The sequence below is a fragment of the Frigoribacterium sp. PvP054 genome, assembly GCF_040547465.1.
Classification (GTDB): Bacteria; Actinomycetota; Actinomycetes; order Actinomycetales; family Microbacteriaceae; genus Frigoribacterium.
On sequence record NZ_JBEPPU010000006.1, the window covers coordinates 88411 to 103989 of the forward strand.

The 15579-nt window shown below is 71.9% G+C and carries 9 protein-coding genes; 6 read left to right on the plus strand and 3 right to left on the minus strand.

Going from position 1 to position 15579, the window contains the following annotated elements:
• Nucleotides 1–243: 243 nt before the first annotated feature.
• The gene (locus ABID81_RS09960) at nt 244–1905 is read left to right on the plus strand and encodes an alpha-amylase family protein (protein WP_354594642.1); all 1662 of its coding nucleotides are present in this window, start codon (nt 244–246) and stop codon (nt 1903–1905) included.
• Between the two features lie 72 nt (nt 1906–1977).
• Here the strand turns inward: ABID81_RS09960 and ABID81_RS09965 are convergent, their stop codons facing one another.
• A complete protein-coding gene (locus ABID81_RS09965; protein WP_502915206.1) occupies nt 1978–3462 on the minus strand; it encodes an APC family permease in 1485 nt (494 codons plus the stop codon).
• A gap of 148 nt (nt 3463–3610) precedes the next feature.
• On the opposite strand from ABID81_RS09965, the gene ABID81_RS09970 reads away from it, so the two are divergent.
• Nucleotides 3611–5266 (plus strand): molybdopterin-dependent oxidoreductase, encoded by a 1656-nt coding sequence (locus ABID81_RS09970; RefSeq protein ID WP_354594644.1) that lies wholly within the window; start codon nt 3611–3613, stop codon nt 5264–5266.
• 186 nt (nt 5267–5452) lie between these two features.
• The gene (locus ABID81_RS09975) at nt 5453–5752 is read left to right on the plus strand and encodes a putative quinol monooxygenase (protein WP_354594645.1); all 300 of its coding nucleotides are present in this window, start codon (nt 5453–5455) and stop codon (nt 5750–5752) included.
• Nucleotides 5753–5988: 236 nt separating this feature from the next.
• On the opposite strand, the gene ABID81_RS09980 is transcribed toward ABID81_RS09975, so the two are convergent.
• Nucleotides 5989–9486 (minus strand): DEAD/DEAH box helicase, encoded by a 3498-nt coding sequence (locus ABID81_RS09980; protein ID WP_354594646.1) that lies wholly within the window; start codon nt 9484–9486, stop codon nt 5989–5991.
• Between the two features lie 343 nt (nt 9487–9829).
• On the opposite strand from ABID81_RS09980, the gene ABID81_RS09985 reads away from it, so the two are divergent.
• The gene (locus ABID81_RS09985; RefSeq protein ID WP_354594647.1) at nt 9830–10678 is read left to right on the plus strand and encodes an HAD family hydrolase; all 849 of its coding nucleotides are present in this window, start codon (nt 9830–9832) and stop codon (nt 10676–10678) included.
• Nucleotides 10675–13182, plus strand: a complete 2508-nt coding sequence (locus tag ABID81_RS09990) for a glycoside hydrolase family 65 protein (protein ID WP_354594648.1) — start codon at nt 10675–10677, stop codon at nt 13180–13182. Before ABID81_RS09985 ends, ABID81_RS09990 begins: the two co-directional genes overlap by 4 nt.
• A gap of 75 nt (nt 13183–13257) precedes the next feature.
• Here ABID81_RS09990 and ABID81_RS09995 read toward each other — a convergent pair whose 3' ends face one another.
• Nucleotides 13258–14790, minus strand: a complete 1533-nt coding sequence (locus ABID81_RS09995; RefSeq protein ID WP_354594649.1) for an MFS transporter — start codon at nt 14788–14790, stop codon at nt 13258–13260.
• A gap of 75 nt (nt 14791–14865) precedes the next feature.
• Here ABID81_RS09995 and ABID81_RS10000 point away from each other — a divergent pair, with 75 nt between their 5' ends.
• Nucleotides 14866–15522, plus strand: coding sequence for a TetR/AcrR family transcriptional regulator (locus ABID81_RS10000; protein WP_354594650.1), 657 nt, complete (start codon nt 14866–14868; stop codon nt 15520–15522).
• Nucleotides 15523–15579: the final 57 nt, after the last annotated feature.

Consider the following 15579-nt stretch of genomic DNA (forward strand, 5'->3'; position numbering starts at 1 on the left):
AGGCGCGGGTCGGCGGCCGAGGAGGCGCGGGTCGGCGGGCGGCGCGGCGCGCGGCGTCCGCACGGGCGATGTACAGGGGATGGCCAGGGCCGTGCCTCCCGGGCGTCGGTACGGTCGGCGAAAGCGACCCACCCGAGACGGAGCCGACATGACCCGCCCGACCCGCGCCTCCTGCGCCGCCCACCCGATCGCCGCCCGGCCGAGCCCCCCGCACCGCCGCGCGGTGGCGACGGGGACGACCCGATGAGGGTCACCGACACCAGCGACCTGTGGTGGAAGACCGCCGTCTTCTACAACCTCGACGTCGAGACCTACCTCGACTGGAACGACGACGGGGTGGGCGACCTCGAGGGCCTCGTGCACCGTCTCGACCACCTCTCCGAGCTCGGCGTGACCTGCCTCTGGCTGGCGCCGTTCTACCCCTCGCCGCAGCAGGACAACGGCTACGACATCTCGGACTACTACGGCGTCGACCCGCGGTACGGGCACCTGGGCGATTTCGTCGAGGTGGTCCGCACCGCGAAGGACCGCGGCATGCGGGTGATCGTCGACCTCGTCGTCAACCACACGAGCGACCAGCACCCCTGGTTCCAGGCCGCGCGCCGCGACCCCGAGAGCCGGTTCCGCGAGTACTACCAGTGGCGCGACGACGTGCCCGACGACCAGCCCGAGAACATGTTCCCCGACGTCGAGGACGGGGTCTGGTCGTTCGACGAGACCGCCGGTCAGTACTACCGGCACTCGTTCTACTCGCACCAGCCCGACCTGGCGACCCACCGCCAGGAGGTGCGGGACGAGATCGCCAAGGTCATCGGCTTCTGGCTGCAGCTCGGCATCGACGGGTTCCGCGTCGACGCCGTGCCCCACCTGATCGACACCGAGGACGGTGCCGAGCACGAGTTCCTGCGGGCCCTGCGCGGGTACGTGTCGCGCCGCAGCGGCAGCGGCATGATGCTCGGCGAGGTGAACCTGCCCTACGACGAGATGGTCGCGTTCTTCGGCGAGGACGACGGCGACGAGCTGACGATGCAGTTCGACTTCGTGGCCAACCAGGCGCTCTACCTCTCGCTCGCCCGGCAGGACGCTGCGCCGCTCGCGGCCGCGCTCGCCGACCGGCCTGCCCTGGCGCGGGGCAACCAGTGGGGCAACTTCGTCCGCAACCACGACGAGCTGACCCTCGACCAGCTGAGCGAGTCCGAGCGCGACGAGGTCTTCGAGGCGTTCGCCCCGCTCGAGTCGCAGCGCATCCACGGCCGGGGCATCGTGCGTCGCCTGCCGCCGATGCTCGACGGCGACCCTCGGCGCGTGCGCATGGTCTACAGCCTGATGTTCTCGACGCCGGGGGCGCCCGTGCTGTTCTACGGCGAGGAGATCGGCATGGGTGAGAACCCCGAGGTCTCGGGCCGTGGCGCGGTCCGCACGCCCATGCAGTGGACCGACGAGCCCGGCGGCGGCTTCTCACGCGCCGACGCCGACGACCTGATCGCCCCCGTCGCGGGCGAGGGCTGGGCGCCGGAGCACGTCAACGTCTCGCGGCAGCGCCACGAGCCCGACTCGATGCTGCGGTTCGTGCAGGGCCTCGTCCGGCACTACCGGGCCTCGCCCGAGATCGGCTGGGGCGACCTCACCGTGCTCGACACCGGCCACAGCTGTGTTCTCGCCCACGCCGTCCACGGCAGCACCGGGACGCTCGTCGCGCTGCACAACTTCGCACCCGACGGTCGATCGGTCGACGTCGACCTGGGCGCGCTCGACCTGGACGGCTCGGCGCGGGTCGTCGACCTGCTCGCCGACCTGGCGACGCCCGAGGAGCTGGCCGCCGACGGCCACCTTCGCGTCGAGCTCGAGGGCTACGGGTTCCGCTGGCTGCGCGTGCTGCGCCCCGGCGAGAAGCGGCTCGTCTAGCGGCCCGACCCGACGACCCGAGGAGGCGCGGTGCCGGTGACGAGACCGGCACCGCGCCTCCTGCGTGCCCCGCTACGCGCCGGGGTCGGCTCGTTCGGCGTCGGCGATCGCGTCGCTCGGCACGGGCCGTCCCCGGCGCGACACGAAGGTCACGAGCCAGAGCACCACGCCGATCGCGAGCAGCCCGCCGGCGATCGTGTACTGCTCGGCGCCTCGACCGGACGACACCGGCAGCACCAACCACAGGCAGGCCACCACGCCGACGATCGGCAGCACCGTCCCCGCCCGGAAGTGCCGGTGCGTCACGGTGTCGCGGCGCAACACGAGCACGACGACGTTGACCAACGTGAAGACCGACAACAACAGCAACGACGTCGTGCCACCGAGCACGGCGACGATCGGCGACTCGGGCGAGAGCGAGACGTAGCCGATCAGCAGCAGGCTGAGCGCCGTGGTGAAGACGATCGACGCCCACGGCGTCTGCCGCTTCGGGTGCACCTTGCCGAGGAAGCCCGGCAGCACGCCCTGCTTGCTCATGCCGTAGAGCAGGCGGCTGGCCATCATCATGTTGATCAGGGCACTGTTGGCGACGGCGAACATCGAGATGAACGGCAGCAGCTGCCCGATCGGGAAGTCCGGGGCCGCCGTGTTCACCACCGTCACCAGCGGCGTCTCGTTGTCGGCCAGCTCGCCGATCGGCACGATGGCGACGGCGCAGATCGACACGAGCACGTAGATCACGGCGGTGATGCCGAGCCCGGTCAGCATGACCTTCGGGAAGATCCGGCTCGGGTCCCTCGTCTCTTCGGCCATGTTGACCGAGTCCTCGAAGCCCACCATCGCGAAGAACGCGAGCGAGGTCGCCGTGCTGACGCTCAGCAGCAGCGACTTGTCGCCCGGCGTCTCGAACAGCACCACCTGACCCCAGTCGGCGTTGCCGCCCGCGATGAACCAGAAGCCGATCAAGATCACCATGACGAGGCCCGACAGCTCGATCAACGTCAGCACGACGTTCGCCTTGACGCTCTCGCTCACGCCGCGGAAGTTCACGGCCATCACCAGCAGCATGAACGCCATCGCGATGAGCATCACGGCCGAGTTCGACAGCTCGACCCCGATGCCGGCCGCGAGGTTGGCCGCGAAGGCCCGGGACGCCGTCGACGCGCTCGTGATGCCCGAGCACATCACCACGAAGCAGACGATGAACGTGACGAAGTGGATGCCGAACGCCTTGTGCACGTAGAGCGCCGCGCCCGCGGTCTGCGGGTACTTCGTGACGAGCTCGAGGTACGAGAACGCCGTCACGAGCGCCACGGCGAACGCGATCAAGAAGGGCAGCCACGCCGCTCCGCCGACCTCGGCCGCGACCTGCCCGGTCAGGGCGTAGACGCCCGTGCCGAGGATGTCCCCGACGATGAACAGCAACAACAGCTTCGGGCCGATGGCCCGCTTCAACTCGGTGGGACCCTCACCCGTGTCGGTCGTCACGGGCTGTTGATTCGTCGTCGAGATGCTGACCTCCGGGGCGCATCGATGTGTCTCGGGCGTTCCGGACATCCTGCCCTCGTCGTCGAGGCGACGGAAGGGGCGGCCACGCATCGTCACGGCCCGGAAACCTGGGCACCGCCACGGCGGTGGTCAGGAGGCGCGCACCGGACCCCGCGGACGCAGGCGGTTCCCGAGCCACGCGACGTACCCTGAGCCCATGTCGGTCCGCCTGTCCCCACCCCCGTCGTCGACGCCCGGCCCTGCCCCGACGTCCGGCGTCACCGACCCGATGACCCCGCGAGCCGCCGGTCTCTGGGCCGCCCTCGCCGGCATCGTCTCGATGGCCGCGTTCCTCGCCGCCGCCGAGGTCGTCGCCCTCGCCACCGGCCCGACCGGCAGCCCGCTCTTCGCCGTCGGCTCGGCCGTCATCGACCTCGCCCCCGCCGGGGTGAAGGACGCGATGGTGTCGTTGTTCGGCACCGGCGACAAGGTCGCGCTCTTCGTGCTGATGGGCGTCCTGCTCGTCGTCATCACCGGTGCGGCCGGGTACGGCGAGTACCGCCGTCAGCCGATCGGCAAGGTCGCCTTCGTGGCCGGCGGGGCGCTCGCCGTGGTCGCCGTCCTGACCCGCGCGGACGCGGGCCAGGTGGACGCCATCCCGAGCCTCGTCGGCACCTTCGCGGCGGTCCTGCTGGTCGACAAGCTGGCCTCGCGCCTCCGTCGGTGGGTCCGTTCGACCTCGCCCGGGTGGGCCGAGCAGACGCAGCCCGTGCCGCCGCTGCGGGGGGCCGGCCTCGAACGCCGGTCGTTCCTGACCTACACGGTGGTCGCCGGCGTCGCGGCGGTCGTCGTCGGCACGGGTGCATGGGTCGTCAACGCGGGCCGCGCCAACGCCGCGGCCCTGCGACGCGCCCTGACGCTGCCGCGGGCGAGCGTGACCGAGGCCGCGGTGCCGGCCGGCGCCTCCCTGGACGTCGAGGGGATCACCCCGTACGTGACGCCGAACGCCGACTTCTACCGCATCGACACCGCGTTGCAGGTGCCGTCGATCGACCCGGCCGACTGGAGCCTGCGCATCCACGGCCTGGTCGACCGCGAGGTCACGATCTCGTTCGACGAGTTGCTCGCCCTGCCGCTCGAGGAGCACATGGCCACCCTCAGCTGCGTCTCGAACGACGTCGGTGGCGACCTCATCGGCAACGCGCTCTGGCTCGGGTACCCGATCCGGGCGTTGCTCGAGCGCGCGGGGCCGAACGGCGGGGCCGACATGGTGCTCTCGCGCAGCATCGACGGCTTCTCGGCCGGCACGCCGCTCGGCGTGCTGCAGGACGACGGCACCGACGCCCTGCTCGCGGTCGGCATGAACGGCCAGCCGCTCCCGATCGAGCACGGGTTCCCGGTGCGGATGGTCGTGCCCGGCCTGTTCGGCTACGTCTCGGCGACGAAGTGGGTCGTCGAGATGGAGGTCACGCGCTTCGCCGACGCCCAGGGGTACTGGACGCCGCGCGGCTGGGACGCCCTCGGGCCGGTCAAGCTCGAGTCGCGCATCGACGTGCCCCGCGACGGCGGCTCGGTCGACGCGGGGACGGTGTCGATCGCAGGCGTGGCCTGGCAGCCGCACACCGGCGTCGAGGCCGTGCAGGTGCGCATCGACGGCGGGTCGTGGCTCGACGCGACGCTCGCCGACTCGGTCTCGGCCGACACCTGGCGCCAGTGGGTCTATCGGTGGGACGCCGCGGCCGCCGGGTCGGGGTCGCACACCATCGACGTCCGGGCCCGAGGTGCCGACGGCACGTGGCAGGCCGAGGAGTACGTGCAACCGGCGCCGAACGGTGCCGAGGGGTGGCACCGGGTGACGGTCGACGTCGCCTGACGAGCGTCGTCCTCGGGACGTCAACGTCGCGTGCGGGGCCCGCCCCCGTCGATCTGGACCCACCCTGCGGCGGGCGGACGGGGGCCGCGCGGGCGGCCGGGGAGGCGCGGGTGCCAGGGTGGGAGTCCGCGGCCCGTCCGCCGCGCGGCCCGCTCCCGGGGCCGCCGTCCGATCGAAGGAACCCCCATGCCCACCACCGTCCACCTCGAACTGCACGTCGACCCCTCCCGGCTCGACCTCGCCCACGAGATCGCCCGCGAGACGCTCGTCGCCACGCGGGCCTGGCCCGGCTGCGAGGGGCTCGAGGTGCTGATCGACGACGCCGACCCGTCGGTGATGATCGTCGTCGAGACCTGGGCCACCTCGGCCGACCACGAGGCCTACGTGGCGTGGCGCGCGACGCCGGAGGGCGCCAACCGCCTGCCCGAGGTGCTCGTGGCGCCCCCCACCACGCGGTCGTTCGCCGAGACGGTGCCCCTGGGCTGAGGCCCGGGCGTCCGTTCGGACCGGCTCGGCCCACCCGGCGTCGGCCCGGTCGAGCGGTCGGTCCGTCGACGGCCGCACACCAGCCACGACGGGCGAGTTCGTCGTCCGCGGACGCCCGTCCCCGACGAACTCGCCCGTTTCGCGTGAGCCCGGCAGCCACCCGGGCCGGCAGCCACCCGGGCCGGCAGCCCGGTGTCGTCCGCCCGGCGTCGACCGTCGGCCGCCCCGGCTCGCCGTCAGGCGTCGAGCAGGCCGCGGATGTCGTCGGCCGTGAGCGCGGCGCTGAAGACGGCGTCGTCGTCCATCACGGCGTCGAACAGCTGGGACTTCTGCGCCTGCAGGGCGAGGACCTTCTCCTCGATGGTGTCGTTGGCGATCATCCGGTAGACCATGACGGCGTCCGTCTGGCCGATGCGGTGCGTGCGGTCGACGGCCTGCGCCTCGGTCGCGGGATTCCACCACGGGTCGAGGATGAAGACGTAGTCCGCCTCGGTGAGGTTGAGTCCGAAGCCGCCCGCCTTGAGGCTGATCAGGAAGGCCGGGGCGTCGCCCGTCTTGAAGCGGTCGATCACCTCGCCGCGCCTCCGGGTCGAGCCGTCGAGGTACTCGAAGGCCACGCCACGCTGCTCGAGTCGGGCGGCGACCTTGTGCAAGAACGTCGTGAACTGGCTGAAGACCAGGGCCCGGTGCCCCTCGGCGACCACGTCGTCGAGTTCGTCGAGCAGTTGGTCGAGCTTGGCGGACGGGACGTCGGCGTAGGCCTCGTCGACCAGTGAGGCGTCGAGGGACAGCAGGCGCAGCAGGGTCAGCGACCGGAACACGATGAACCGGTTGCGGTCGAGGTCGTCCATCAGGCCGAGCAGCTTCTGCCGCTCGCGCTGGAGGAAGGCGTCGTAGAGCTCGCGGTGCGCCGGTTCGAGGTCGACGCGGAGCACCTGCTCTTGCTTGGCCGGCAGGTCGGAGGCGACCTGCTCTTTCGTCCGCCGCATCATCAGCGGCCGGATGCGGCGGCGCAGCTTCTGCAGCAGCTCGGGCGCCTCGCCGGTCGCGATCGGCTTGACGTAGTCGTCGGCGAAGCGGACGCTGCTGCCGAGCAGGCCGGGTGCCACCACGTGCAGCAGCGACCAGAGGTCGGTGAGGCTGTTCTCGAGCGGCGTGCCCGTGATGGCGAGCTTGAACGGCACGTCGAGGTCGACCGCACAGCGGTGCGCCTGCGAGGCGCGGTTCTTCACGAACTGGGCTTCGTCGAGGACGAGCCCGGCCCAGCCCTCGGCCTGGTAGGCCGCGAAGTCGAGGCGGAACAGCGCGTACGACGTCACGACCACGTCGGCGCCCTCGGCCAGGTCGTGCACCGAACCGCGCCCGCCCTTGGCCTGGGTCGCCGTGACCGCGCGGACGGTCAGGCCCGGGGTGAAGCGGGCGGCCTCGGCGACCCAGTTGGACACGACCGACGTGGGGGCGACGACCAGGAAGGGGGCAGGAGCGGCGCCCTCGTCGGCGGGTGCCGGCGACCCGGTGCGTGCCGGCGACCCGGTGCGTGCCGGCGACCCGGTGCGTGCCGGCGACCCGGTGCGTGCCGGCGACCCGCCCCGGGCCCGTTCGGCCTCGCGGACGTGCGCGACGAGTGCGAGGGTCTGCAGGGTCTTGCCGAGCCCCATGTCGTCGGCGAGGACGCCACCGAGCCCGTGTTCGTGCAGGAAGGCCAGCCACGCGAACCCCTCGTGCTGGTACGGACGCAGGGTCGCCGCCACCGAGGCCGGCACGGGCACGGTCGTCGCGGCGTCGAGACCCCCGGAGTCGGCGAGGGCCAGCAGCCCGCCGACGGCCCGTTGCCACTCGGCCGCCGGGATCGACTCGTCGGCGAGGTCGTCGAGCTCGGACCAGAGGCTCGCCTGGTAGCGGTTGATGCGCGGGGCGACCTGCCACTCGTCGAGGGCGGAGGCCTCGTCGATCAGCCGCTTGAGCTCGTCGAAGGCCGGGTGGTCGAGCGAGAGGTACGAGTGGTCGACCAGCAGCAGCTTCTTGCGGCCCTTCGCGAGTGCGGTGATGAGGGGCGTGAAGGGCACCGTCCGCCCCTCGACCGTCACCATCACGCCGAGGTCGAACCAGTCGCGCTTGTCGGTCGGCATCGTGGTGATGGTCAGCCGCGGCTCGTCGGTCAGCTCGCGGTAGTCGGGCCGCGTGCCGACGAGGTCGACCCGGACGTCGGACCGAGCCTCGAGGGCGGGCAGCGTGCCGGTGGCGAACTCGGCCGCGGTCACCCCCGTCAGCACCTGGTCGCGGGGGACGACGTCGAGCTCGCCCAGGTCGGGCACGGGGGAGTGTGCGGTGAGCGGCTGCAACCCGCCGTCGACCGTCCACCCCCACGCGACGCGGATGGTCTGCGCCTTCTCGAACCGGACGGTCACCGTCAGCACCGGCGGCTCGATCGTCGGGAACTCGACGGAGGCGTCCGAGCTGACGACGTCGACGCTCCGCCGCAGGGTGGGGTAGTAGTCGCGCAGGAACTCGGCCGAGTCGGCGGCCGGCACGACCACCTCGGGCGTGATCGTGAGCAGTCGACGCTGTTCGTCGTCGAGCGGGACCACGGTCGGTGCGAGGGTGAAGGTCAGCACCGGTTCGTGGGCGACGCACCACACGCCGTGGTCGGCGATGACGCCGGTCGACTCGGCACGACGGGCCACGCCGTCGACGGTGACCCCGGCGGTCAGCAGCATCGAGCCGTCGTCGCCCCGCACGGCGTCGACCCTGACCCGGGCCTCGTCGCCGACCACGACGTCGGTGGACCGCTTGCCCGTGACGAGTGAGACGCCGAGCCGCTCGGCCTCGGCGAGCAGGGGCCAGAGCAGCGGGCTCGCGAAGTCGTCGACGAACAGCCAGTCGGCGTCGCCGGGCGTGTAGGTCGAGACGGCCGAGCGGTGCAGCGCCGCGAACTGGCCGAACCAGGCGTGCTGTTCGGGCTCGATGGCGAGCCGGTTGAGCTGGTAGGGCAGCGACGACCAGGTGAGGTTGCCCCGCACCCAGTTGCCCGTGCCGCTCAGCGTCACGGGCCGCACGCCGAGCCGCTGGACGGTCGGGCCGCCCTGACGACGTGCCGAGGGAGCGACCGCCCGCCCCCGGGTCGAGTGCGCCCGGTCGCGGAGTTCGAACAGCAGCCCCATGCGCGTCGTCCGAGCCGAGGAGGCGCGGGTGGGGCGCCCCACCGCCCCCACCGTCGACCGCCAGTCGCCCGTGCCCGGGCCGGGTCGTGCGGCGCCCAGCGCGGTCACGCCCCCGGTCGTCAGGTCGTCCGGGCTCGGTGAGGTCGCGCTGCGGTCGGCCACCGCGCGGGAGTTGCTCTGCAGGAGGGTCGCCGCGACGTGTTTGCAGTCGCTGCCGATCGGACACGTGCACCGACTGCGGACGGGGCGGCTGTACTCGCCCCGGGTCGCCCGCAGGTCGACGACGACGTCGTAGGGCGTCGCCTCGGCCCCACGAACGGTGCCGTCGAGTCGCTCGTCGGCCGGGTGCCACGTCGTGTCGAGCACGGCACCGTCACGGACGTACTCTTTCGCCCGGTTGAAGGCTCTCGGCCCGACGAGGCGGATGACGTCGACGGCGTCGACGAGCGGCACGGCCGTCGAGTGCACGGGCCCGTCGGCATCGTCGCCGACGTGGCGTGAGGCGTCGCGCGGGGCACCGCCGGCGCGGGCAGGGAAGCCCTCGTGCACGTCGAACTCGTCGCCCAGGTCCATGCCGCCATGATGTCAGCCGTCACCGACAGCTCGATCGTCGTCCACAGCCCGGAGGTCCACCCACGGGCAGGGGGGAGGCGTCGCCACGCCCCGTCCCCAGCGGGACGGTCGTCCACACCCCGGACGAGTGGCTAGGTGTCCGGCCGGAGCGGTGCCACACTTGACCCGTGCGGTTCACCCCGCACCACCCCCGTCGGCGCAGCAGCTGACGCGCATCACCCCCGCTCGTCCCGTCGCCCCGCCTCCGTCCTGCCCCCGCATCGCTCCCGCCTCACCGGCACCGGGCCGTCGTCGCCCCGGTGCCGATCACCCTGCCCCCACGCTCGAAGGGACCGGCACCCCCGTGTCTACCGCCACGCCCCGCGACGCCTCGCGCCTCGCCCACCTCGACGCCCTGCTCTTCGACCTGGACGGCGTCCTGACGCCGACCGCCGAGGTCCACATGCGCGCGTGGTCCCGGCTCTTCACCGAGTACTTCGCCGCGCATGGCCTCGCGCCGTACACCGAGAGCGACTACTTCGAGCACGTCGACGGTCGGCCCCGCTACGACGGCGTCCGGGCCATGCTCGCCGCCCGCGACGTCGTGCTGCCCGAGGGGTCGCCCGACGACGGCCCCGACGTCGAGTCCGTCTGCGGTCTCGGAAACCGCAAGAACGCCGCCTTCGCCGCCGAGCTCGACGAGAACGGCGTCACGCCCTACCCGGGGTCGGTGGCCTTCCTCGACCGGGCCATCGCCGAAGGCGTGCGGGTCGCCGTGGTCTCCAGCTCGCGCAACGCCGTCCCCGTGCTCGAGGCCGCCGGCCTGCGCGACCGCTTCGACGTCGTCGTCGACGGCGTCGTCGCGGCCGACGAGGGCATCGCCGGCAAGCCGGCCCCCGACACGTACCTCGAGGGCGCCCGCCGCCTCGGGTTGACCGCCGACGACTGCGTGGTCGTCGAAGACGCGCAGTCCGGCGTCGAGGCCGGCCGGCGGGGGGCCTTCGGCCTCGTCCTGGGCGTCGACCGCGGCACCGGTGCCCAGGCCCTGCTCGACTTCGGTGCCGACATCGTGGTCGACGATCTCGGCACGCTGGTCGGGGCACTCGACCGAACCCGCGCCTCCTCGGCTCCGAACCCCGGCCAGGCGACACCGGACACCCCCTCGACCAGCACCAGCACCAGCAGCACCGGCACCACGGAGGCACAGTCGTGAACCACATCACGTCCGACCCGCTCGACCGCTCGAGGTTCCCCGTCGACGAGTGGGCGCTCGTCGAGGACGAGTACATCCAGGGCGACGAGGGCCTGACCGAGACCGTCTTCGCGGTCGGCAACGGCTACCTGGGCCTGCGCGGCAACCCCGACGAGGGTCGTGGTGGTCACTCGTTCGGCACGTTCGTGAACGGGTTCCACGAGACCTGGCCGATCCGGCACGCCGAAGAGGCGTTCGGTTTCGCCCGCGTCGGCCAGACGATCGTCAACGTGCCGGACGCCAAGGTCGTCCGGCTGTACGTCGACGACGAGCCCTTCGTGCTCTTCGAGGCCGACATCCTGCGGCACACCCGCCGCCTCGACTTCCGTGACGGCGTGCTGATCCGCGAGATCGACTGGCGCACGCCGTCGGGCAAGCGCGTGCTCGTGACGAGCCGCCGCCTGGTCAGCTTCGAGGACCGCCACCTCGTCGTCATCGAGTACGAGGTGACGATGCTCGACTCGTCGGCCTCGCTGCTGATCTCGAGCCAGATCCTCAACCGGCAAGACCTCGGCGACCAGTACCACGCGGGCATGCGGGCCGCAGCCGAGGCGTTCGACCCGCGCAAGGCCGAGTCGTTCGACGACCGCGTGCTGCAGCCCGTGCTCAAGCGCAACGGGGGCACGCGAGCCGTCCTGGGCTACCGCACGACGAACTCGGGCATGACGATCGCGGTCGGTGCCGAGCACCGCATCGAGACCGACGCCGAATGGGACCAGTCGTCGCAGATCGACGACGACATCGCCAAGCACGTCTACCGGGTCAAGGCGCAGGCCGGCCAGAAGGTCCGCCTCGTCAAGACGATCAGCTACCACACCAGTCGCGGCGTGCCCCCGCGTGAGCTCGCCGACCGGTGCGACCGCACCCTCGACCGGGCGTCCGAGACGCCGACCGCCGAGATCTTCGCGCACCAGCGGGCCTGGCTCGACGACTTCTGGCAGCGCAGCGACGTGCAGGTCGCGGGTCAGCCCGAGATCCAGCAGGCCGTCCGCTGGAACCTCTTCCAGCTCGCCCAGGCCACGGCCCGCACCGACGGCCAGGGCGTCGCGGCCAAGGGCGTCACGGGGTCGGGCTACGGCGGTCACTACTTCTGGGACACCGAGATCTACGTCCTGCCGTTCCTCACCTACACGTCGCCGAACGTCGCCCGCAACGCCCTGCGGTTCCGCCTCGGCATGCTCGACGCCGCCCGCGACCGCGCCGTCGAGTTGAACCAGCGGGGCGCCCTGTTCCCGTGGCGGACGATCAACGGGCTCGAGTCGAGTGCGTACTACGCGGCCGGCACGGCGCAGTACCACATCGACGCCGACATCAGCCACGCCCTCAGCCAGTACGTCCAGGCCACGGGTGACGAGGACTTCCTGCAGCGGGGCGCGGTCGACATCCTGGTCGAGACGGCCCGGCTGTGGGCCGACCTCGGCTTCTGGCGCTCCAACGGCGACCAACGCTTCCACATCGACGGCGTCACCGGCCCCGACGAGTACACGACGGTGGTCGACGACAACCTGTACACGAACGTCATGGCGAGGGCGAACCTGCGTGCGGCCGTCCGGGCGGTCACCCGCCTGAAAGAGGAGGCGCCGGTCGCCTTCGACCGCATGGTCGCGCGCCTGGGTCTCGAAGAGCACGAGATCACCGGCTGGCAGCTGGCCGCCGAGGCCATGCACATCCCCTACGACGACCACCGGGGCATCCACCCGCAGGACGCGCAGTTCCTCGACAAGGAGCTGTGGGACCTCGAGGCCACCCCGGCGAACAAGCGTCCGCTGCTGTTGCACTACCACCCCCTGGTGATCTACCGGTTCCAGGTGCTGAAGCAGGCCGACGTCGTGCTGGCGCTCTACCTGCAGGGCGACGAGTTCACGCCCGAGCAGAAGCTCCGCAACTTCGAGTACTACGACGCGCTGACCACGGGCGACTCGACCCTGTCGGGCGTCGTGCAGTCGATCATCGCGGCCGAGGTCGGTCACCACCAGCTCTCGCAGCAGTACTTCCTGTCGTCGCTCTACGTCGACCTCGCCGACCTGCACAAGAACACCTCCGACGGCGTGCACGTCGCCTCGACGGGCGGCATCTGGAGCGCGCTCGTCAACGGCTACGGCGGCATGCGCGACTGGCTCGGGTCGTTCACCTTCGACCCGCGCCTGCCGGCGGACTGGGACGAACTGTCGTTCCGGGTCTCGATCAAGGGCAGTCGCGTGCGGGTCGACCTCGCCCAGCACGAGATCGTCTTCACGATCGAGACGGGCGACACGGTGACCGTGGCCGTCCGCGGCGAAGAAGTCGAGGTGTCGCCCGACGCGCCGGTCCGCGTGGCACTCGAGGGGCAGGGCCCACGCATCACGACGCGGGTGCCCACCACGAGCGACCTCCGCGGCCTCATGCGTGCCGACGGTTCGGTCATCACCGCGTCGATCCCGACCATCAGCGTCGACCGCTACGACGAGGACGAAGCCGCGTCCTGACCGGCGCGGCGTCCGTCGACGACGCGACCCGCGCCTCCCCGGCCCCGAGGGCTGAGGAGGCGCGGGTCGTCCGCGTCAGTGCACCGGCACCGGGGTGTCGACGGCCGGCGAGGCCGACGGGTCGACCTGGTCCGACTGCGGGACGCGCCGGCGGAACACCAGGGCCGCGACGACCGCGCCGACTGCGAAGAAGCCGGCTCCCCACCAGTACGCCGTGGCGTAGCCGGTGACCGCGGCCTCGGCCGCGACGGCTCCGGTCGCGGGCAGGTGGTCGGCGACGTAGTTCGCCGCCGCGGTCGCGGCGAGCGTGTTGAGCAGCGCCGTGCCGATCGAGCCGCCGACCTGCTGGCTGGTGTTGACCATGGCCGAGGCGACGCCCGCGTGTCCGCGGTCGACGCCGAGCGTGGCGGTCTGGATCGACGCGGGCATGATCGAGCCCATGCCGAAGCCGAGCACCATCAGGGCAGGCAGGACGTTCGCGGCGTAGCTGCTCTCGAGGTCGAGTCGGGTGAGCAGCAGCATGCCGACCACGCCGAGCGTCATGCCGAACGGCACCATGACCTTCGGCCCGAACCGCGGCACGAAGACGTTCGTCGACAGCTGGGCCGCCAGCACGAGCATCGCGATCATCGGCAGGAAGGCGAGCCCGGTCTTCGTCGGGGTGTAGCCGAGCGAGGTCTGCAGGTAGTACGTCACGAACAGGAAGATGCCGAACATGCCGGCGCCCGCGATGGTCACCGAGGCGTAGGCGGCCCCACGGTTGCGGTCGAGGACGATCGACAGGGGCAGCAGCGGGTGCTCGGCCCGGCGTTGCCACAGGACGAACGAGGTGAGCAGCACGACGGCGGCGACCAGGAACCCCCAGGTCAGCGGTGAGTCCCACCCCTGCGTCTCGGCGTTCGAGAAGCCGTAGACCAGCGAGAACAGGGCACCCGAGACGAGCAGCGTGCCGGGCACGTCGAGCTTCGGGCGTGGGCCGGTGCGGGTGACGTGCGACACGAAGATCACGGCCCCGACCACGGCGACGGCGGCGATGACGACGTTGATGTAGAGGTTCCAGCGCCACGAGGCGTACTGCGTCAGGAATCCGCCGAGCAGCAGGCCGATGGCTCCACCGGCGCCGGCGATGGCGCCGAAGACGCCGAACGCCCTGGCGCGCTCCTTCGGGATCGTGAAGGTCGTCGTCAGCACGGCCAGCGCGGTCGGGGCGAGCAGGGCGCCGAACGCCCCCTGCAGGGCGCGGGCGAAGACGAGCAGGTCGAAGGTGCCGGCCGCGCCGCCGAGGGCCGAGGCCAGGGCGAAGCCGATCAGGCCGATGATGAAGGTGCGCTTGCGGCCGATCAGGTCGCTGACGCGTCCGCCCACCAGCAGCAGGCTGCCGAACGCGAGCGAGTAGGCGGTGATGATCCACTGCCGGTCGCCGTCCGAGAAGCCGAGGTCGGTCTGGGCGGCGGGCAGGGCGATGTTGACGACGGTGGAGTCGAGCACGACCATCAGCTGCGCGAGCGCGACCGTGGTGAGGGTCCACCAGCGCCGGGACGACGGCGGGGTGGGCGAGGACGAGGAGGCGCGGGTCGCGCCGTCACGGGAGGTGGAGGCCTGAGACATGAGCGCGAGCATATACGAGTCGCGACAGTTTCGGATACAGGCAGTTTCGTAAACATCCGATGTAGAGTCACCCCCATGACCGACAGGGAAGGCGCGGCGACGACGCCCGCCGAGACCGACCCCGCGACGCCCGCGCGGCCCGGGCGCAAGCGCGACCACAGCCGCGATCCCGAGATCCTCCGGTGCACCATCGACGTGCTGGCCGAGACCGGGTTCGAGGGCATGACCATCGAGATGGTCGCCGCCCGTGCCAAGGCCGGCAAGGCCACGCTCTACCGGCGGTGGGCGTCCAAGGGCGAGCTGGTCGTCGACGCCGTGGCCTGCCTCAAGCAGGGTGCCCTCGACCTCGACGACCTGCCCGACACGGGCACGTTGCGCGGCGACCTCGTGGCGATGATCAAACCCCACAGCATCGACGAGGCCGAGAAGAAGATGCGGGTCATGGCCGGCGTCGTCACGATGCTCTCGACGACGCCCGAGCTGGCCGAGGCGGTCGACGCCGCCATCGTGCAGCCCCGCGCCGAGGCCAACCGCCTCCTCATGCGGCGTGCCCGCGAGCGGGGCGAGATCTCGGCCGACGCCGACATCGAGGCGCTCGCCCTCGTGACCCCGTCGATGGTGTCGTACCGGGTGCTCGTGCTGCGGAAGCCCGTCGACCGCGAGTTCCTGATCGGGCTGATCGACGGCGTGCTGCTGCCGGCCGCGGGGGTGCGCCAGACCGCGGAGGTCTGACCCGGCCGCTGACCCGGCCCGCGCCTCCTCGTGTTCAGATCGTGTGAACTCCTCATG

Bases quoted from the DNA above. Each gene is read 5' to 3' on its own strand.
- ABID81_RS09960 (WP_354594642.1), top strand. From the start codon at position 244: ATGAGGGTCACCGACACCAGCGACCTGTGGTGGAAGACCGCCGTCTTC.
- ABID81_RS09965 (WP_502915206.1), bottom strand. From the start codon at position 3,462: ATGTCCGGAACGCCCGAGACACATCGATGCGCCCCGGAGGTCAGCATC.
- ABID81_RS09970 (WP_354594644.1), top strand. From the start codon at position 3,611: ATGTCGGTCCGCCTGTCCCCACCCCCGTCGTCGACGCCCGGCCCTGCC.
- ABID81_RS09975 (WP_354594645.1), top strand. From the start codon at position 5,453: ATGCCCACCACCGTCCACCTCGAACTGCACGTCGACCCCTCCCGGCTC.
- ABID81_RS09980 (WP_354594646.1), bottom strand. From the start codon at position 9,486: ATGGACCTGGGCGACGAGTTCGACGTGCACGAGGGCTTCCCTGCCCGC.
- ABID81_RS09995 (WP_354594649.1), bottom strand. From the start codon at position 14,790: ATGTCTCAGGCCTCCACCTCCCGTGACGGCGCGACCCGCGCCTCCTCG.
- ABID81_RS10000 (WP_354594650.1), top strand. From the start codon at position 14,866: ATGACCGACAGGGAAGGCGCGGCGACGACGCCCGCCGAGACCGACCCC.